The sequence below is a fragment of the Aeromonas encheleia genome (assembly GCF_900637545.1).
In the GTDB taxonomy this organism is placed as follows: domain Bacteria; phylum Pseudomonadota; class Gammaproteobacteria; order Enterobacterales; family Aeromonadaceae; genus Aeromonas; species Aeromonas encheleia.
Genome location: NZ_LR134376.1, coordinates 1,119,892 through 1,136,859, shown reverse-complemented (window position 1 = coordinate 1,136,859; position 16,968 = coordinate 1,119,892). Strand labels below are relative to the sequence as shown.

The 16,968-nt window shown below is 63.7% G+C and carries 18 protein-coding genes and 1 pseudogene; 13 read left to right on the top strand and 6 right to left on the bottom strand.

Annotated features, from left to right (window positions below; all coding sequences use genetic code 11):
- The first annotated feature begins 1 nt into the window (after position 1).
- The 3 genes from EL255_RS05435 (at position 2) to EL255_RS05425 (ending at position 2,926) form a co-directional block, all read left to right on the top strand.
- The gene (locus tag EL255_RS05435) at positions 2-640 is read left to right on the top strand and encodes a tetratricopeptide repeat protein (protein WP_042652725.1); all 639 of its coding nucleotides are present in this window, start codon (positions 2-4) and stop codon (positions 638-640) included.
- A 154-nt stretch (positions 641-794) separates the two neighbouring features.
- Positions 795-1,487, top strand: coding sequence for a response regulator (locus EL255_RS05430; protein WP_042652726.1), 693 nt, complete (start codon positions 795-797; stop codon positions 1,485-1,487).
- Complete coding sequence (locus EL255_RS05425; RefSeq protein WP_042652727.1) at positions 1,484-2,926, top strand: ATP-binding protein; 1,443 nt, start codon at positions 1,484-1,486, stop codon at positions 2,924-2,926. The genes EL255_RS05430 and EL255_RS05425 overlap by 4 nt, the downstream gene beginning before the upstream one ends.
- A gap of 77 nt (positions 2,927-3,003) precedes the next feature.
- Here the strand turns inward: EL255_RS05425 and rloA3 are convergent, their stop codons facing one another.
- Positions 3,004-3,477: a retropepsin-like aspartic peptidase RloA3 gene (gene rloA3, locus EL255_RS05420; RefSeq protein WP_042652728.1), complete on the bottom strand. Its 474-nt coding sequence runs from the start codon at positions 3,475-3,477 to the stop codon at positions 3,004-3,006.
- A 430-nt stretch (positions 3,478-3,907) separates the two neighbouring features.
- On the opposite strand from rloA3, the gene EL255_RS05415 reads away from it, so the two are divergent.
- The 7 genes and pseudogenes from EL255_RS05415 to EL255_RS05385 all read left to right on the top strand — a co-directional run bounded on the left by EL255_RS05415 (position 3,908) and on the right by EL255_RS05385 (position 9,734).
- Positions 3,908-4,951, top strand: a complete 1,044-nt coding sequence (locus EL255_RS05415) for a GMP reductase (protein WP_042652729.1) — start codon at positions 3,908-3,910, stop codon at positions 4,949-4,951.
- Between the two features lie 16 nt (positions 4,952-4,967).
- Positions 4,968-5,078 (top strand): annotated as a pseudogene (locus tag EL255_RS21820) (GMP reductase); the annotation flags it as partial.
- A 108-nt stretch (positions 5,079-5,186) separates the two neighbouring features.
- Positions 5,187-6,374, top strand: a complete 1,188-nt coding sequence (earP, locus tag EL255_RS05405) for an elongation factor P maturation arginine rhamnosyltransferase EarP (protein ID WP_042652730.1) — start codon at positions 5,187-5,189, stop codon at positions 6,372-6,374.
- 44 nt (positions 6,375-6,418) lie between these two features.
- Positions 6,419-6,985, top strand: coding sequence for an elongation factor P (efp, locus tag EL255_RS05400; RefSeq protein WP_042652731.1), 567 nt, complete (start codon positions 6,419-6,421; stop codon positions 6,983-6,985).
- 201 nt (positions 6,986-7,186) lie between these two features.
- The gene (locus EL255_RS05395; RefSeq protein ID WP_042652732.1) at positions 7,187-7,798 is read left to right on the top strand and encodes a DUF2238 domain-containing protein; all 612 of its coding nucleotides are present in this window, start codon (positions 7,187-7,189) and stop codon (positions 7,796-7,798) included.
- A 99-nt stretch (positions 7,799-7,897) separates the two neighbouring features.
- Positions 7,898-8,650, top strand: a complete 753-nt coding sequence (locus tag EL255_RS05390) for a DUF3530 family protein (protein WP_042652733.1) — start codon at positions 7,898-7,900, stop codon at positions 8,648-8,650.
- Between the two features lie 127 nt (positions 8,651-8,777).
- Positions 8,778-9,734 (top strand): D-2-hydroxyacid dehydrogenase, encoded by a 957-nt coding sequence (locus EL255_RS05385; protein WP_042652734.1) that lies wholly within the window; start codon positions 8,778-8,780, stop codon positions 9,732-9,734.
- A gap of 274 nt (positions 9,735-10,008) precedes the next feature.
- Here the strand turns inward: EL255_RS05385 and EL255_RS05380 are convergent, their stop codons facing one another.
- The 3 genes from EL255_RS05380 to EL255_RS05370 form a co-directional block, all read right to left on the bottom strand.
- Positions 10,009-11,091, bottom strand: coding sequence for a glycerophosphodiester phosphodiesterase (locus tag EL255_RS05380; protein ID WP_042652735.1), 1,083 nt, complete (start codon positions 11,089-11,091; stop codon positions 10,009-10,011).
- Between the two features lie 236 nt (positions 11,092-11,327).
- Positions 11,328-11,804 (bottom strand): YMGG-like glycine zipper-containing protein, encoded by a 477-nt coding sequence (locus EL255_RS05375; protein ID WP_042652736.1) that lies wholly within the window; start codon positions 11,802-11,804, stop codon positions 11,328-11,330.
- A 244-nt stretch (positions 11,805-12,048) separates the two neighbouring features.
- Positions 12,049-13,602: a GGDEF domain-containing protein gene (locus EL255_RS05370; RefSeq protein WP_042652737.1), complete on the bottom strand. Its 1,554-nt coding sequence runs from the start codon at positions 13,600-13,602 to the stop codon at positions 12,049-12,051.
- Positions 13,603-13,893: 291 nt separating this feature from the next.
- Between EL255_RS05370 and EL255_RS05365 the strand changes: the two genes are divergently transcribed.
- Both EL255_RS05365 and EL255_RS05360 read left to right on the top strand, forming a co-directional pair.
- On the top strand, positions 13,894-14,496 hold the full coding sequence (locus EL255_RS05365; RefSeq protein ID WP_042652738.1) for a nitroreductase family protein: 603 nt from the start codon (positions 13,894-13,896) through the stop codon (positions 14,494-14,496).
- Positions 14,497-14,601: 105 nt separating this feature from the next.
- Positions 14,602-14,817, top strand: a complete 216-nt coding sequence (locus tag EL255_RS05360; RefSeq protein ID WP_042652739.1) for a hypothetical protein — start codon at positions 14,602-14,604, stop codon at positions 14,815-14,817.
- A gap of 204 nt (positions 14,818-15,021) precedes the next feature.
- Here the strand turns inward: EL255_RS05360 and EL255_RS05355 are convergent, their stop codons facing one another.
- Complete coding sequence (locus EL255_RS05355) at positions 15,022-15,684, bottom strand: HAD-IA family hydrolase (RefSeq protein WP_042652740.1); 663 nt, start codon at positions 15,682-15,684, stop codon at positions 15,022-15,024.
- On the bottom strand, positions 15,681-15,926 hold the full coding sequence (locus EL255_RS05350; protein WP_042652741.1) for a hypothetical protein: 246 nt from the start codon (positions 15,924-15,926) through the stop codon (positions 15,681-15,683). The genes EL255_RS05355 and EL255_RS05350 overlap by 4 nt, the downstream gene beginning before the upstream one ends.
- Positions 15,927-16,040: 114 nt before the next feature.
- Here EL255_RS05350 and EL255_RS05345 point away from each other — a divergent pair, with 114 nt between their 5' ends.
- Complete coding sequence (locus EL255_RS05345; protein ID WP_042652742.1) at positions 16,041-16,940, top strand: LysR family transcriptional regulator; 900 nt, start codon at positions 16,041-16,043, stop codon at positions 16,938-16,940.
- Positions 16,941-16,968 lie beyond the last annotated feature (28 nt).

The window sequence follows — 16,968 nt, the reverse complement described above, 5'->3', positions numbered from 1 at the left end:
GATGAAGCACAGCATTTCCCGCACCCTGTTTAGCCGCCATGCCCTCTTGCTACTCACCCTGGGGAGCGGTCTGGCCCAGGCCGCCGATACCCTGCCCATCATCCAGCAGCAGTGGGCCCACTGCCAGTATCAACAGACCGGCAAGGCCAAGGAGAGCTGCCTGGAGCAGTTGAGCAGCCAGGCCGATCAGGCCAGCGCCAAGGAGGCCTTTCGCACCGATCTGCTGATCTGGTCGGCCATCGTCAAGAGCACCTGGGCCGGCGCCAAGGGCGGGCTGGGGGCCCTCAGCCTGGTGAAAGAGGCCAAGGCGAAGCTGGAAATAGCCATCAAGCAGGATCCCAGTGCGCTGGAAGGCTCCGCCTACACCAGCCTGGGGTCGCTCTACTATCAGGTGCCGGGCTGGCCGGTAGGATTTGGCGATGACGAGAAGGCCGAGCAGTTGCTCAAGCAGGCACTGGCCATCAACCCGAACGGCATCGATCCCAACTACTTCTACGGCGACTTCCTGCTCGATCAGGGCCGCAAGGCCGAAGCCAGGGCCTATCTCGACAAGGCGCTGGCGGCGCCGAGTCGCCCGGGCCGTGAAGTGGCTGACGAAGGGCGACGAGGGGAGATCCGCGAACGCCTCGCCAAGTTATAAAAGCACGCTGAACCAAACAGTTATTTCAACTCTGCCCACCCGCTTGCATACTGGTGGGCAGCGTCGTTTCAGAGAGAATGACGATGCGGATCCTGGTGGTCGCAGATTTTGCATGCTCATGCTGGTGGGCTGCGTCGTTTAAGGGAGAATAAGAATGCGGATCCTGCTGGTGGAAGACGATGTGATGCTGGGGGATGGCATGGTGGATGCCCTTCGCCACAGTGGTTATACGGTGGACTGGTTGCAGCAGGGACTGCCCGCCCTGTCGGTGCTCAAGAGTGAAGAGTTTGCCGCCCTCATCCTGGATCTCAATCTGCCCGATATCGATGGCATCAGCCTGCTGCGCAAGCTGCGCCGGGAGGGGCACCAGCTGCCCGTGCTGATCCTCACCGCCCGCGATGCCCTCGACGATAGGGTGGTCGGGCTGGATGCGGGCTCCGACGACTACATGGTCAAGCCCTTCGCCCTGCAGGAGCTCAATGCCCGGCTGCGTGCCCTGGTGCGGCGCAGCAAGGGCCAGGCGCAGGCCACGCTGGAGTATGGCGACATCCTCCTCTACCCCGAGTCGCAACAGGTCACCTATCAGGGCGAGCCCGTCAGGCTCACCCCCCACGAATACAAGCTGCTGCTGGAGCTCATCAGCCAGAGCGGCCGGGTGCTGAGCAAGGAGCAGCTGCAACAGAGCCTCTACGGCTGGGACGAGGGGGCCGAGAGCAATGCGGTGGAGGTGCACATCCACCACCTGCGCAAGAAGTTCTTCCCCGAACTCATCCGCAACATCCGCGGCGTCGGCTACATAGTGCCGCAGCCAGATACCCCGGGCAGCAGAGGGATGTCCGCCCGATGAGTCGCGTCCGCTCCATCCGCCGCTTCCTGCTCTCCGGCATCCTGGCCCTGGTCAGCCTCAGCCTGGCCGTCAGCGGCCTCATCGGCTACCTGGAAGCCAACCACGAGATGGAGGAGCTGTTCGATGCCCGTCTCGCCCAGTCCGCCCGCATCACCAACCAGCTGCTCAGCCGTTATCTGAAGCAGCGCGGCGAGCTGCCCAGCAACGGGGCCGTCTACCAGGAGTGGGAGCAGGCCGTGCCCGACGACCCCCATCCGGAGAAGCGCGGCTTCAGCCAGCTGGGGCGGGACAACGAGTTCACCCCCTACGGCCACGAGTTCGAACACAACCTCTACTTTCAGCTGCTCAACGAGCAAGGCACCATACTGCTGCGCTCACCCAATGCGCCGGAGCAGCCCCTGACCACCCTGGAGCGCGGCTTCAACAGCGAGACCAAGGATCACCACGAGTGGCGCACCTTCACCCTCTACAACGAGGCTGAGCAGACCTGGCTCATCGTCGCGGAGCGGGATGACGAGCGGGGGGAGCTGGCCAGCAAGATGGCTACCCTGACCATGCTGCCGCTCTTCATCACCCTGCCCTTCCTGCTCGGCCTGCTGTGGTGGTTGGTCACCCGGGGGCTGGCTCCACTGAATCAACTCACCCAGGCAATAGGCGAGCGCCATCCCGCCAACCTGAGCCCGCTCAACCTGGCCATCAAGGCCGAGGAGCTGACGCCGCTGGTGTCGGAGATCAACCGCCTGATGCACACCCTGGCGGACACCATAGAGCGGGAGAAGCAGTTCACCAACGAGGCCGCCCACGAACTGCGCACCCCGCTGGCGGTGCTGCGCATCCACAGTGAAAATGCCCTGGCCGCCGAGGATGACGCCAGCCGCGAGCAGGCCCTGCGCAAGATGCTGCTGGCCCTCGATCGCAGCGACCGGCTGATCCGCCAGCTGCTGACCCAGGCCCGCATCGATAACCAGCAGGCCCCGGCGCTCGGCAAGCTGGATCTGAGCCTGCTGTTGCAGGGCACCCTGGCTACCCTGGCCCCCATAGCCCTGAGGAAGGATCTGCAGCTCTCCCTGGAGGGGGACGAGCATCTGCAGGTGATGGGGCAGGCCATGTTGCTGGATCTGATGTTTGGCAACCTCATCGACAACGCGCTGCGCTACACCCAGGTGGGCGGCGAGGTCGCCGTGGTGATCACCCAGGAGGGCAACAGGGTCAGGGTGGATGTGCGGGACAACGGCCCCGGCATCCCCACCGCCGCCCTGTCGCGCCTGTGCGAGCGCTTCTTCCGAGTCAATCCCCAGCAGGGGGACGGGGTGGGCCTTGGCATGGCCATAGTGCAGCGCATAGTGCAGCTGCACGGCGCGGATCTCGACATCCACAACAGGCCCGAGGGGGGCCTTGAGGTGAGCGTGCTGCTGCCCGCCCCGCCGCGCCCGGCATAGGCGGTGCAAGCCTCAGGGTAAAAAAAGCGCGGGGGCCCAAGCCCCCGCGCACCATTTGTGATCCCAAGAAGGCCTTCCTAGCCACAGCTCGGCTGCACAGTGAAGGTGCGGGAAGAGTCCACCGGCCCCAGCTCTGCCAGCAGGCGACGACCGAGCAGCACGGGATAGATCATGTCGCTGCGATCCCGCAGGGTGAACCACTCCTTGTAGAGCTTGTCACCGACACAGACAGACATGGTCACAGTGGGACGCTCCTCCATGCCACCGGCGCCGCGCACCGTCACGCTGCGCTCCACCGGGCGCTCCAGGGTCTGGCGCACCTCCTTGTCGGTGTTGGCATCGGTCAGCACCAGGGTGAAGCGCACCCAGGGCTTGCCGTCACGCTTGAAGTGCTGCAACGAGCGCGCATCCAGGGACGAGGTGAGGGCGCCGGTATCGAGTTTCATCTTCACCGCCACTCCATCCGGCATGATCAAGCCCTTCTCGATCCAGCCATAGACGGTCGGGGCCGCCCAGACGCCAGGCGACAGGCAGAGGCTGGCCAGCAACAACCAGCGAAATTTATGTGATCCGGGCACGATGTCTTCCTCGTCGGCGCGAACCGGCAATGGCCCGCCCTGCCAGAGTGGGCAGCCCAGTGACGACTGTCAACTGGCAAAAAGCGCGCCGTGGATAAAGTCGGGAAGCCAGACAGGCCGCAGGCTCAGGGCGCGACAACCGCTGACCATGGGAGAATATTAAGGGGGGAGATGAGGTGGGGAGCGACGCGGTACAGAGGTGCTGGATGACCCTGCTGCCGCGCTCAGGTTGTGACGCCAAAGGCTACCACAACGATGAGTGAATTATCAGTCTTGTTCTGAGGCGATTTTTCCCTAGACTGTTGTAAACCGGAGGCCTCGAAAACCTGCGGTTTTTTTGTGCCTGCCGAAAATTTGCCCACTGCAAAAGTGACTTTCAACAAGGCTCAATAAGGAATTCGTCATGCGTATCGAAGAAGACTTGAAGCTAGGTTTCAAGGATGTCCTGTTCCGCCCCAAGCGCTCCACTCTCAAGAGCCGTTCCCAAGTCAGCCTGACCCGTCAGTTCACCTTCAAACATACCCAGACCCAATGGCAGGGCGTGCCCGTCATCGCCGCCAACATGGACACCGTCGGCAGCTTCGCCATGGCCAGGACCCTGGCCGGCTTCGAGATGATGACGGCAGTTCACAAACACTACAGCCTCGCGCAGTGGCAGACCTTCGTCAACGAGACAGACCCGGCCTTGCTGGGCCACGTCATGGTATCGACCGGCACCTCGGAAGAGGACTTCATCAAGACCCGCCAGATCCTGGCCATGTCGGCGGCCCTGCGCTTCATCTGTGTGGACGTGGCCAACGGCTACTCCCAGCACTTCGTCGAGTTCCTGCGCAAGATCCGCGAGGCCTGCCCGGATCATGTGATCCTGGCCGGCAACGTGGTCACCGGCGAGATGGTGGAGGAGCTGATCCTCTCCGGCGCCGACATCGTCAAGGTCGGCATAGGCCCGGGTTCGGTCTGCACCACCCGCGTCAAGACCGGGGTCGGCTATCCCCAGCTCTCCGCCATCATAGAGTGCGCCGATGCGGCCCACGGCCTCGGCGGCCAGATCGTCGGTGACGGCGGCTGCACCTGCCCGGGCGACGTGGCCAAGGCGTTTGGCGGCGGCGCCGACTTCGTGATGCTGGGAGGCATGCTGGCGGCCCACGAGGAGTGCGGCGGCGAGGTGGTGGATGTCGATGGCGCCCCCTTCATGAAGTTCTATGGCATGAGCTCGTCGAGCGCCATGGACAAGCACGCCGGCGGCGTCGCCGAGTACCGTGCCTCCGAAGGCAAGACGGTGCTGCTGCCCTACCGCGGCCCGGTCGAGAATGCCGTGCGCGACATCCTGGGCGGCGTGCGCTCCACCTGTACCTATGTGGGCGCCAGCCAGCTGAAAGAGCTGACCAAACGCACCACCTTCATCCGGGTGCGTGAGCAGGAGAACAACGTCTACGGCAAGGAGTAAGCTCCTCTCCCGCTACGTGTGCTCCACCTGCACCTATGTGGGCGCCAGCCAGCTCAAGGAGCTGACCAAGCGCACCACCTTCATCCGGGTGCGCGAGCAGGAGAACAACGTCTACGGCAAGGAGTAAACCCGCCCTCTAGCATCCGTCACTCGCTGACGGTTAGAAGCCAATCCACCGGTGTGCTACCCTGCACACCGGTTTTTTTATCTCTTCTGCGTATCCGGTGACCCGCCCATGACGACCTCTTCGCCTCTCCCTCTGCCCCCCTTCGACTGGGATATCTTCTGCTGCGTCGTGGACAACTTCGGCGACATCGGCGTCACCTGGCGGCTCGCCCGCCAGCTGGAGCAGGAGGGACAGGGTAAGGTACGGCTCTGGGTGGACGATCTGACCAGCTTCGCCCGCATCTGCCCCGGGCTGGATCCCGAGCTGGACGGCCAGTGGCAGCAGGGCATCTATATCCAGCACTGGCGCCCCAGCCTGCCGCCGTCCGTGATCCCGGCCCGGGTGGTCATAGAGGCGTTCGCCTGCGAGCTGCCCACCGCCTTCGCCCATGCCATGGCCGGCCAGACCCCGCCCCCCTGCTGGATCAATCTGGAGTATCTCAGTGCCGAGAGCTGGGTCGAGGAGTGCCACGGCCTCGCCTCGCCGCAGCGGATCGGCAATCGGAGCCTCGACAAGTATTTCTTCTTCCCGGGCTTCACCGCCAGGACCGGCGGCCTGCTGTGCGAGCGGGGGCTGATCGCCGAGCGGGAGCGCTGGCAGCAAGATCAGGCGGGGCTCGACGCCTACTGGGCCAGTCTGGGGCTGGCACCCAAAGCGGCTGACGAGCTGAGGGTCAGCCTGTTTACCTACGAGAGCGCGGCGCTCATCAGCTTGGTCGAGCGCTGGTGCCAGGGCCCCACCCCGGTCACCCTGCTACTGCCGCTCGGGCGCTCACTCGGGGATGTGCTGCGTGGCGCCGGGCTGGAGCACGCCCTCCCCACCGCCCAGGCCGGGGATCTGCTGTACGCGGGCCAGCTCGCCATCAAGCTGCTGCCGATGACGGATCAGGCCGGTTACGATCGACTGCTGTGGAGCTGCGATCTCAACCTGGTGCGCGGCGAAGACTCCTTCGTGCGCGCCCAGTGGGCGGCCCGACCCTTCCTGTGGCACATCTACCCCCAGGAAGATCTCGCCCACCTGACCAAGCTGGACGATTTTCTCGACCACTATCTGGCCGACTTGCCGCCCCAGGCAGCCCGGTGGCTGCGCGCCTTCAACCATGCCCTCAACCAGGGCGACGATGTCCGCGAACTCTGGGCCCAATGGCCGCAATACGACACTATTTCGCAACAACATGCGCGAACCTGGTCACAGAAGTTGCTTGCCGATGGGGATCTCGTCACTCGGCTGGTGAAATTTTTAGAAAGCCGTATATAATCTGGCAGTTTTTATCTGCCCGTATACGCACAGGAATTTTTTACATGAAAACCGCACAGGAAATCCGCGCTGGTAACGTCGTCATGATCGGTACCGAGCCGATGGTGGTCCAGAAAGCCGAATTCAACAAATCCGGCCGTAACTCCGCCGTGGTCAAGATGAAGCTGAAAGGCCTGCTGAACGGCAGCGCCACCGAGACCGTATTCAAGGCCGACGACAAGCTGGAAGTCGTTCAGCTGGAGCGTAAAGAGTGCACCTACTCTTACTTCTCCGACCCGCTGTACGTCTTCATGGACACCGAGTTTAACCAGCACGACGTCGAGAAAGACAACCTGGGTGACGCGCTGAACTACATGGTTGACGGCATGGAAGACATCTGCGAAGTGACTTTCTACAACGAGAAAGCCATCTCCGTCGAACTGCCGACCACCATCGTCCGTGAAGTCGAGTACACCGAGCCGGCCGCCCGTGGCGACACCTCCGGTAAAGTGACCAAGCCTGCCCGCCTGAAGGGCACCACCTACGAGCTGGCCGTGGCCGCCTTCGTAGAGATCGGTGACAAGATCGAGATCGATACCCGTACCGGCGAGTTCAAGCGTCGCGTCAACTGATCCGACTGCTCGAACCCCGTGCTGAAAAAAGCGAGCCCCTGGCTCGCTTTTTTTTTTGTCCATGGCGCGGCAGGCACCGCATTCAGCCCCGGTCAGTGACAAGGCCCCGGACATTGGGGAGAATTCAGTCGGCCCCCTTTCGCCCGACGCGGGATCCGGCTAAATAATGAAGTCATGTTTCTCCCTCACCACAGGCCCGCTATGACATCCCATCAAAAACTCCTGCTGCTGTCCCTCACCCTGGTGCTGCTGGTGATCTCCGGCTGGCAACCCTATGACAGGGTCACCTGGCTGCTGGAGGTCGCCCCCGTGCTGATCGTCGTGCCGCTGCTGTGGCTGAGCAATGAACGTTTTCCCCTCACCACCTTGCTCTACCTCGGCATCTTCCTGCACGGGGCGGTCTTGATGCTGGGAGGGGCCTACACCTATGCCAGGGTACCGCTCGGCTTCGACCTGCAGCAGTGGTTCGAACTCAGCCGCAACCCCTATGACAAGATTGGCCACTTCTGCCAGGGCTTCATCCCCGCCCTGGCCTGCCGGGAGATACTGCTGCGCGGCCACCATGTGCAGGGCAAGCGCATGCTGGTGTTCCTGGTACTCAGCGTGGTGCTCGCCATCAGTGCCAGCTACGAGCTGATCGAGTGGGGCGCCGCACTGGCGCTGGGTCAGGGCGCCGACGAGTTCCTCGGCACCCAGGGGGATCCCTGGGATACCCAGTCCGACATGTTCTTCGCCCTGATCGGCGCCATCAGCGCCCTGCTGCTGCTCTCCCCCCTGCACGACAGGCAGCTTGGGAGGCTTGCCCGCCGCTGAGCCCATTGAGAGGGAGGGCAAGCCCTTCCCTCTCCCCCGCAGATCCTCCTTCAGAAAACCGGCCCGGCGCCGCTAACCCACTCAACCGGGGAGCGCATCATGGCCAGATTATCCTTACCACTGCTGATATTGACCCTGCTGGCGAGCACCACCTCGCCGGCCAGCGAGATCTCGCCCCCAGCCCCGCTCGATCACTGGCAGGAGAGCGACTGGAAGGGGGTGGCGGACAGCGCCCAGATAGACAAGCAGCGGGTGCTGTTTGCCAAGCACGACAGCGACAACTACCTGGGGCTGGCGATCCTGCTGCCGGACTGGCAGCGCAGCGGCCAGCTGTGGCAACTGACCCGGGAGCTGGGGCGACTCGGCTTTGACACCCTGCTGCTGCTGCCCTCCCCCCAGCAGACGGAGCTGGATCCGGCCGCCGAGAAGAAGCAGGAGACCATAGAGGCGTTTCGCCAGCAATTTGCCGAGCGCATCGTCAAGCTAGGTGACGCCAAGCTGCAGGAGGGCGGCTTCAAGCTGCTGCTGGCGCAAGGCACCAGCGCGGCCTGGGCCGCCAACCTCATCACCAGCGAGCAGTTGCCCGCCCCCGATGCGCTGGTGCTGCTCAACGGTTTCTTTCCCAACCAGCTGAGCAACCAGACCCTGGCCAAACAGGTGGCCCAGGCCAGCGTCCCCACCCTGGATCTCTATCAGGAGGACGGCGGCCGCTGGCCGCTGCTGGCGGCCGAGGCCAGGCGCAGCGAGAGCCGGCGCAGCCACAAGCTCAATTACCGCCCCTACGCCCTGATGGAACTGGACGAGACACCCGCCCGCATCCAGGGCTGGCTGACCCACCTCGGCTGGATCTGATCTTCCCCGGCCGGGGGATGAGCGGCTTCCGACACGCCATCCGCCACCGGCTCATCGGGCTGGCCCCCGCCCCCCCATCTTTGGCATCATGGCGACTCTGCAGTGGCAGAGAATGGCAGGAGGCTTAATGCAGCAAATCGTGTTTCTCGACAGCGACACCCTGGACGCCGGTATCAACCTGCGTCGTCCCGACTTTCCCCATCACTGGCAAAGTTACCCGCACACCACGCCCGAACTGGTGGTGGAGCGGCTCAGGTGCGCCAGCATCGCCATCATCAACAAGGTGCGCATCGGCAAAGCCGAGCTGGCCCAGCTGCCGGAGCTGCGCTTGATCGCCCTGGCCGCCACCGGCAGCGACAACCTGGATCTGGAGGCATGCCGCGCCGCCAACGTCGCCGTGTGCAACATCCGCAACTACTCGGGCCCCTCGGTCCCCGAGCACGCCATGGCGCTGATGCTGGCCCTGTCGCGCAACCTGTTCGCCTGGCGCCAGTCCTTGCTGGAGGGGCGCTGGCAACAGAGCGGCCAGTTCTGCTTCTTCGATCACCCCATCTCGGATCTGCACGGCAAGCGGCTCGGCATCATCGGCAAGGGCACCCTGGGGCAGGCCCTGGGGCAGCGGGCCAGCGCCCTCGGCATGGAGGTGCGCTACGCCCAGAGCCAGGTCGGCGCGGCGGCAGACGAGGATCGGCTGCCGCTGGACGAACTGCTGCAGAGCGCGGACGTCATCAGCCTGCACTGCCCGCTCACCCCCTACACCCGCCACCTGATAGGTCCGCGGGAGCTGGCGCTGATGAAGCCGGGTGCCCTGCTGATCAACGTCGGTCGCGGCGGCCTGGTGGACGAGCAGGCGCTGCTGATGGCGCTGGCCAACGGCCGACTCGGTGGCGCCGGCTTCGACGTGGCGAGCCAGGAGCCGCCGCCCCCCGACCACCCGCTGATGCAGGCCCTGCAGTACCCGAACTTCATCCTGACCCCGCACGTAGCCTGGGCCAGCGAGGAGTCGATGCAGCGCCTCGCGGATCAGCTGATCGACAACATCAACGCCTTCGCCGAGGGCCGACGCCAGCACCGGCTGGTCTGACTCAGGGCACTCAGGCGAATCAACAGGCTGCCAGGGGCCAGCCAAGGGATATGGGATCCCAAGGCTGTGACATGGCGGCGAAATAGAAGCGAAAAAGAGAGGGGAGGCACCATGCCTCCCCTCTTCTATTGTTCCCGATCAGAGCCGGGGTCGAGACCAAGCTGCGGTTGCACCTCGTCTCTTTGCACTTGTCTCTGTGCTTATTTCTGCGCCTATCTCTGCACTATCCGCACATGGCCGAACTCATGCCTGCTGGCACGGCCTCCATCGCGCCTCAACGCGGAGAGACAGAGGGTGGCAACGGGATGCCCCGCGCCTCCATCACCACCCGCAGCCGATCCGGGTAGTCGGTGATCATGCCGTCGACCCCGTTCTCCAGCATGCGGTTCATGGTGCCCTCATCGTCGACCGTCCAGGGGATCACCTTGATGCCCTCGGCATGGGCCGCATCGACCAGATCCGGGGTGGTGTACTCCACATAGCCAGGATCCCCGTAGCGACCCCCCTGGGGATCCCCGTGCACCGGAGAGATGGCGTTGGCACCGAAAGAGGCCACGGCCTGCACCAGATCCCCATTGAAGTCATCGATGTCGATCCCCCCCAACCAGGGAGAGGCGCCCGGCATGCCAACCTGCAGGAATGGCTGGCCATTGGTCAGGGCTATGATGGGCAGGCTGGGTTCGAGCTCCCTTGTCAGCATGAGCGCACCCCAGTCGAAGCTCTGTATGGTCGCCTGCCGCATCAGGCCGGCGTCACGGATATCCTTGAGCACCGTCTTGACGAAGATCTCCCGGGGGGCCGTCTCCTCCGGTGCGGCCGCCTCGACCTTGGTCTCGATGTTGAGCAGCACCTGATCGGCCTGGTAGGACTTCACCAGGGCGAACACCTCTTGCAGGGTCGGCATGGTGGCGCCGGGGACCAGCACCTGCTCGGGAAAATCGGCAAGCGGCAGGGAGCCACAATCCAGGGTCTTCACCTGCGCCAGGGTGAGATCCTTGATGTATTTGCCCACGTAGGGGTACTGGGGATCCCCCTCGCTGGCGGGCCGGGTATCCAGACACTTCTTGTCCGAGATCTTGCGATCATGGGTCACGACCGCTATGCCATCCCGGGTGATCTGGGTGTCCATCTCCAATGTGGTGACCCCCATCTCCAGGGCATTGGTAAAGGCGGCCAGGGTGCTTTCCGAGACGAGGCCGAGGCCGCCACGATGCGCCTCTAGATCGAAGGCCCTGGGCTCGTTGAACAGGTGTGGTGGGGTATCAGGCTGGGATGTCGACTCATTGTCATTGCAGGCCGAGAGCAACAGGGGAGAAAAGAGCACCAGGCTAAGGAGGCGAGGTGTTGGGATAGACATGAGAATAACCTTGTTGAGTAAGAGGTCCGGCTAACCTAACTCCTTTATATTGCTAAAATATTAATAGTATTGATGTTTTGATCATTACTTTGTTCGTCTGTCTTCCACCGGGGACGTTGGACCAAGGCGCCGGATGTTTTACGGCCCGGATACCGCAGCCATACCGCAACGAAAAATGCCAGTCAGGCTTGACTGGCATTCTTGTCACGAACCACTGGCTCACCCCACGGATGAGATCAGTCGTCGTCGTGCCATCTGTGCTTCTTGTGCTTTTTGTATTTCTTGTGGTGCCTGTGAGAGTGCCCGTCGTCGTAATAGCGATCGTTGTTGCTCTTGTGGCCGTCACCTGTCTTGGCACCTATGGCAGAGCCACCGGCCCCGCCGATGCCGGCACCGATCAGCTGACCGGTGCTGCCGCCCACGCTCTTGCCGATGGCGGCACCACCCAGGGCACCGACGGCGCCCCCCAGGGCGGCCTCGTTCTTGTTGCCCTTGTTGGCCGTGGCCGCGCCACCGGCCGCACCACCGACTGCGGCACCGACCAGAGCGCCGGTATCACCGCCCAACTGCTTGCCGATCATGGTGCCCGCGACGCCACCGGCACCGCCACCGAGTATGGTGTTGAGGGTTTCAGAGGCCAGTACCGGGCCGCTCGCCAACAGCAGCGCGCCCAACAGCGCCATTGCGCTCATGCCGTGCTTGTTCATCTCCATGGGGTACTCCTGTCAAACCTGATGACTGATTGATTATTTTTCCCTGCACTATACAAAGCGTCCCGGACTCCGCTACTGAAATAACGGCCTCTCCGCCGGCAGGCAGACTGTCTCTCCTTCGCGACATGACGCAATCAAACAAGCTAACAGACTGAAAATTAATTAAAAAAAAAGGTCACATGGGAAATAATCCCCGCTGCGACCCCTTTCTCAGGCATTCAGGCTCTCTTTCTCATGGTGGCGCTCAGACAGATACTGTCACCACCTCCCCTTTGGGGGCAGATTGAGTGGGTGACAGATGCCAGCAGTCCCGTCCCTGTCGCTTGCTCCGATAGAGCTGTTCATCGGCGCGCTCGAACAAGGTGCCCTGCTCCTGCGGGTAGTGGGCGCCCCCCGCACTCAGGGTGACGGGCCCCATGAATTCGCGCCATTGCAACGCCCGCACCCGGACCAGCAGGGTAGTGAGGCGCTGCGCCAGCTCGCTCTGCTCCCAGGGCAGCAGGGCGGCGAACTCATCGCCACCGATGCGATAGACCCGGCCCTCCCCCAGTTCAGCCGCCAGGGTATTCGCCACCCGGCAGAGGACCGAATCCCCCACCCCGTGGCCCCAGTTGTCATTGATCTGCTTGAAGCAATCCAGATCCAGCAGCACCAGCCAGTGGGGGATCTGCTCCTGCTCCAGCCTGAGCCTGTGCTGATCGAAGGCACGCCGGTTCATGATGCCGGTGAGGGGATCGTGCAGCAGGGCATCCTGCCCCTCCAGCAGACTCGCCCTGACCATATCGATCTCCCCCAGGCTGCCGTGCACGAACCAGGGCTTGCGGCGAGCCGGTCGGCGTACCTTCAGCGGATCCCGCACTATGCCATCCAGGGAGCCTGCCACCAGCGCCTGCTCCTGGCGGAAGATCCGCACCAGGAAATGGATGCTGCAAAACCAGGTGGCGAGCATCAGGCTCAGGGGCAGCACCACCAGCAGCAGCGCCTCGTAGAGACTGTCGTGAAACAGGGCGGGGGGCAGATAGATGTTGAGATCCCAGTCGATGTCGGCCAGCTCGAGTCGAAGCTGGCGACCCTGCCGGATCACGTCCAGACCGATCCCGTCGGGCTCAGGTTTGGTCGAGAGCCCGCTCGGCAACAACGCTAGATTGTGGCCCACCACCAGCCGCCCGCTCCCACGCTGGCTGAGGTAGATGGTCGCCTGGTTTTCCCCCATGGCCCGTCGCAGCGCCTGCTGGATGCTGTTGAACGACATGTCCACCATCAGCAGGCCGAGCAGCGAGCCGTCGGCGTCCCTCACTCGCTTGATCAGCGTCAGGATCCGCTGCTGGGTGCCAAATTCTGCGTAGGGGCCGAACCAGACCAGCTCGTCCCCCGGCATCGAGAGCACCTTATACCAGGGCCGCTGATCGGCCCGGTATGCCGCCGGCAGATCCAGGCGGGGATAACTGCTGATCCGGTCGGATCGCACGCTGTAGAAGTGGATGTAGTGGCTGTCGCGCTTGATCTGATGGGCGATGGCCCAGAGAGGGTTGTCGGCCGGCTCGCCACGGGCGATGGCGGCCTTGTCCAGGGAGGCCTCCAGCACAGCCAGCTGGCGCCGATTGGCCAGCACCAGCTCGTGGAGCAGGGCCGCCTCGATGGAGCTGATCATGTGGCCGTAGCCGGCCACCGTCTTGTCGATGCTGCGCAGGTAGCTGGCCACGGCCAGCAGCAGGGTGGCGACCAGCACCAGTATGCCGAGGAGAAACGAGAGCGGGGTCAGGAAGTAGTAACGCTGTTTGATGATCTCTCCTGCCATGCCGCCCTCTATAAAATGTCATACGAGAGCGATTCTATGGTGGAAAGTGTTTAAAAAAAAATGATTGAAATCATTAACCACCAAGGTTATTGATTAAAACCATATCAACCATGGCAGATGGGCGATGCCACTCTCTGCATATGAATATCAATAAAAAGTAGAAACAGTCATCACCCTGCGTTGAGGGTTTCTTGGGCAGAGGGTGATATAGTCCATGACTCGAGAGATCGGAGCCAGATGGCCTCTAAGACCACCCCTGGCGATGATGATTTATCACATCAAGGAGATGTTATGAGCAGTCCGTTTATCGAACAGATCAAAGTACGTCGTACCATCTATGCCCTGGGTGACCAGGTTCCTCATTCACCGGCAAAGCTGACCGCCCTGATCCAGGATGCCGTCAAGCACAGCCCTTCATCCTTCAACTCCCAGAGCTCCCGTGCCGTCATCCTGTTTGGGGCCGAGCACCACAAGCTGTGGGACATCGTCAAGGCGGAACTGAAGAAGATAGTCCCGCCCGAAGCCTATCCCCAGAGCGAAGCCAAGGTGGATGGCAGCTTCCGTGCCGGTTTCGGCACAGTGCTGTTCTTCGAAGACAGGGCCGTCATTGAGGATCTGCAGCAAAAGTTTGCCCTCTATGCCGACAACTTCCCGATCTGGTCCGAGCATGCCACCGGCATCGCCCAGTTTGCGGTCTGGACCGCCCTGGCACAGGAGGGGATCGGCGCCTCCCTGCAGCACTACAACCCGCTGATCGACGAGGCCGTCCGCAAGGAGTGGGATCTGCCCGCCAGCTGGCTGCTGCGCGCCCAGATGCCCTTCGGCAGCATCAAGCAACCGGCCGGTGACAAGACCTTCATCGACGACGACGTCCGCTTCCGGGTCTTCGGCTAGGTATCCACGCCCCCTCAACCAGGGGGCGTTTTCTCACCCCGTCCGCGCACAGTTTCCCAGCTGCCCCCATACTCAGGGCAAACCACCCGCCATCAGGAGAGCCGCATGGGAGAGGCCACACACCAGCGCATCTTGTCCACTCTCAACCCCTTGTTTGTCCTGCTGTCCGTCGCCACCATCATCCTCCTGTTTTCGCTCGTCGGCATCTTCACCCGCCCTCCCAACCTGCTGGCGGCCTTCTGGCCTGCCAATGCCGTCCTGCTCGGCATCATGCTGCGTTACCCGCCCCTGGCCTCGCCTCCTGGCTGGCTGGGGGCCTGATCGGCTATCTGCTCGCCGCCCTCTTTACCCAGGACCCACCGCTCAGGGCGCTCTATCTGGCCAAGCACAACGGCCGCAACCGGGTGGAGCAGCACAGGGACGAGGCGCCGAACGGCCAGCCGGGGGAGGCTGCGGCCTCCCCCGGCGCGGAGCCGCACGCCCCCTGATACCCGCGCGGATGAGGGCGAGAGTCGGGGCCCGGCCTCAGTCGAGCAGGCGGTTCGGAAAATGGAGCTGCAGGCCGGTCTCATCCTCGCTCAGCCGGATCTGCCGCCAGTCTCGCAGCCGCGCCCTCACCCGGCTATCGAGCAGTTTATCGCCCCCGATCTGCACCACCTGGCAGCCAGCCTGCAGGGCGCTTTGTATGCCCGCCGCCGCATCCTCAAACACCAGGCAATCGGCGGGGGCGAGGCCGAGCCGGCTCGCGCCAAGCAGATAGGGCTCGGGATCCGGCTTGCCCCGCACCACATCCTCGGCCCCAATCAACAGCCTCGGCAGCGGCAAGCCGGCGCTGGCCAACCGGTGCCGCGCCACCCGCTGACTGGCCGAGGTGACCAGTGCCCAGCGCGCGGCCGGCAGGCTCGCCAGCAGGGTGCGGGCCCCGGCGATCGGCTCAGCCGCCCCCGTGTGGCGGATCTCCAACTCGTCGAGCAGGGCTAGCTCCACCGCCAGGTCCAGATGCGGCGCCAGGGCCCCGAGCACCTCCCGCGCCCGCACCCCATGGCACATTGCCAACAGGGGTTCAGGCGCCAGCTGATGGCGACGACACCAGAGTCGCCACACGGTTTCCACCTCGCCGGTGGAGTGGATCAGGGTGCCATCCATGTCCAGCAGCAGCGCCCTGGCCCGCAAGATCTGTGCGCTCATGGGGTCGCCCCCGCCAGCAGGGACTCGGCGCCGGACAGGGAGGCGGCCAGTGCCTGGCGCTGGGCCCCCGCCTCGTAGCAGGCGAGCGCCTGCTCGGTGTCGCTCGCCCACACCTGCAAGGGGGCGAGCACGAAGCCCTGTTGCAACAGGCTGATCAGCAGCTCGCCCGTCTCCGGGGCGGCCAACGGCTGGGCCATGATCAGCCTCCCCTTGAGCAAAAACAGATAGCGTTCGGTGTGCATGATGCGATTCCTCGTTCCCGGTCAAGCCAGCAGTTGGCCCGTTACGACACCATTAGAACAAGGCAGATAGATAATTTATAATCACTAAATCGCCACATTGGATAACCAAACGGAATGAAATTCGACCTGAGGCAACTGCAGGCATTCGTGATGCTGGCCGAGACGGCCAACTACCGGGAGGCCGCCCACCGGCTGTTCATCACCCAGCCGGCGCTGACCAAGCAGATCCAGGGGCTGGAGCTGACGCTCGGCACCACCCTGTTCAACCGGGGCCGTCACGGCGCCGAGCTGACCGCCATCGGTGCCCAGCTGCTCACCCAGGCCAGCGCCCTGGTCGAGCACGGCAAGGGCTTCGAGCGCCATGCCCTGGCACTGGCGAGCGGCGTCGCCGGGCGGCTCAAGGTGGGCTTCGGGCTGTCGAGCTTCGCGCTGGCCCCCTCGCTGGTGGCCCGCTTCAAGCAGCAGGCCCCCGATGTGATGGTGCACCTGCAGGACATGACCTCGGCCATCCAGCACGAGCGGCTGCTGTCGGGGCAGTTGCAGCTCGGCTTCATGCGGCGGCCAGAGGCGCCCCAGCTGCAGGAGTACCGGCTGTTGACCGATCGGCTGGTGCTGGCCGTGCCGACCCAGATGACCAGGCCGGATCCTGCCCGCTTCGATGTGGAGTGGGCGCTGGCCCATCAGCCGCTGCTGCAGATGGTGGGCCATCGCTGCCCCGGCCTCAGCCAGCAGATCGCCAGCTTCCTCGGCGCCAACCGGCTGACCGGCATGATCCAGGAGGCGGAAGACATCCAGACCCTGGTGGCCCTGGTGGCCGCCGGGATAGGCAACGCCATACTACCGCGCAGCGTCAGCTTCATCGCCGGCCCGGACGTGACCCTCTACCCCCTGTCTGGCCCTTACTCGGAGTGGGAAATCAGCCTGGTGTGGAACCCCTCCTTCGCCGATCCCATCCGCGATCGCTTCCTGCAACTGGTCAGGGAGACCCACCCGGAGGCCATTACCGCCCCCTGATGGCGACGGGGCGAACAAAAGAAGGGCC

What these genes read in the sequence shown, in the direction of transcription:
- EL255_RS05355 (WP_042652740.1), bottom strand. Translation starts at nt 15,684, where the DNA reads ATGAGCGCACAGATCTTGCGGGCCAGGGCGCTGCTGCTGGACATGGAT.
- EL255_RS05360 (WP_042652739.1), top strand. Translation starts at nt 14,602, where the DNA reads ATGGGAGAGGCCACACACCAGCGCATCTTGTCCACTCTCAACCCCTTG.
- EL255_RS05390 (WP_042652733.1), top strand. Translation starts at nt 7,898, where the DNA reads ATGGCCAGATTATCCTTACCACTGCTGATATTGACCCTGCTGGCGAGC.
- EL255_RS05430 (WP_042652726.1), top strand. Translation starts at nt 795, where the DNA reads ATGCGGATCCTGCTGGTGGAAGACGATGTGATGCTGGGGGATGGCATG.
- EL255_RS05425 (WP_042652727.1), top strand. Translation starts at nt 1,484, where the DNA reads ATGAGTCGCGTCCGCTCCATCCGCCGCTTCCTGCTCTCCGGCATCCTG.
- efp (WP_042652731.1), top strand. Translation starts at nt 6,419, where the DNA reads ATGAAAACCGCACAGGAAATCCGCGCTGGTAACGTCGTCATGATCGGT.
- EL255_RS05345 (WP_042652742.1), top strand. Translation starts at nt 16,041, where the DNA reads ATGAAATTCGACCTGAGGCAACTGCAGGCATTCGTGATGCTGGCCGAG.
- EL255_RS05415 (WP_042652729.1), top strand. Translation starts at nt 3,908, where the DNA reads ATGCGTATCGAAGAAGACTTGAAGCTAGGTTTCAAGGATGTCCTGTTC.
- EL255_RS05395 (WP_042652732.1), top strand. Translation starts at nt 7,187, where the DNA reads ATGACATCCCATCAAAAACTCCTGCTGCTGTCCCTCACCCTGGTGCTG.
- earP (WP_042652730.1), top strand. Translation starts at nt 5,187, where the DNA reads ATGACGACCTCTTCGCCTCTCCCTCTGCCCCCCTTCGACTGGGATATC.
- EL255_RS05375 (WP_042652736.1), bottom strand. Translation starts at nt 11,804, where the DNA reads ATGGAGATGAACAAGCACGGCATGAGCGCAATGGCGCTGTTGGGCGCG.
- EL255_RS05370 (WP_042652737.1), bottom strand. Translation starts at nt 13,602, where the DNA reads ATGGCAGGAGAGATCATCAAACAGCGTTACTACTTCCTGACCCCGCTC.
- EL255_RS05380 (WP_042652735.1), bottom strand. Translation starts at nt 11,091, where the DNA reads ATGTCTATCCCAACACCTCGCCTCCTTAGCCTGGTGCTCTTTTCTCCC.
- EL255_RS05365 (WP_042652738.1), top strand. Translation starts at nt 13,894, where the DNA reads ATGAGCAGTCCGTTTATCGAACAGATCAAAGTACGTCGTACCATCTAT.
- EL255_RS05385 (WP_042652734.1), top strand. Translation starts at nt 8,778, where the DNA reads ATGCAGCAAATCGTGTTTCTCGACAGCGACACCCTGGACGCCGGTATC.
- EL255_RS05435 (WP_042652725.1), top strand. Translation starts at nt 2, where the DNA reads ATGAAGCACAGCATTTCCCGCACCCTGTTTAGCCGCCATGCCCTCTTG.
- EL255_RS05350 (WP_042652741.1), bottom strand. Translation starts at nt 15,926, where the DNA reads ATGCACACCGAACGCTATCTGTTTTTGCTCAAGGGGAGGCTGATCATG.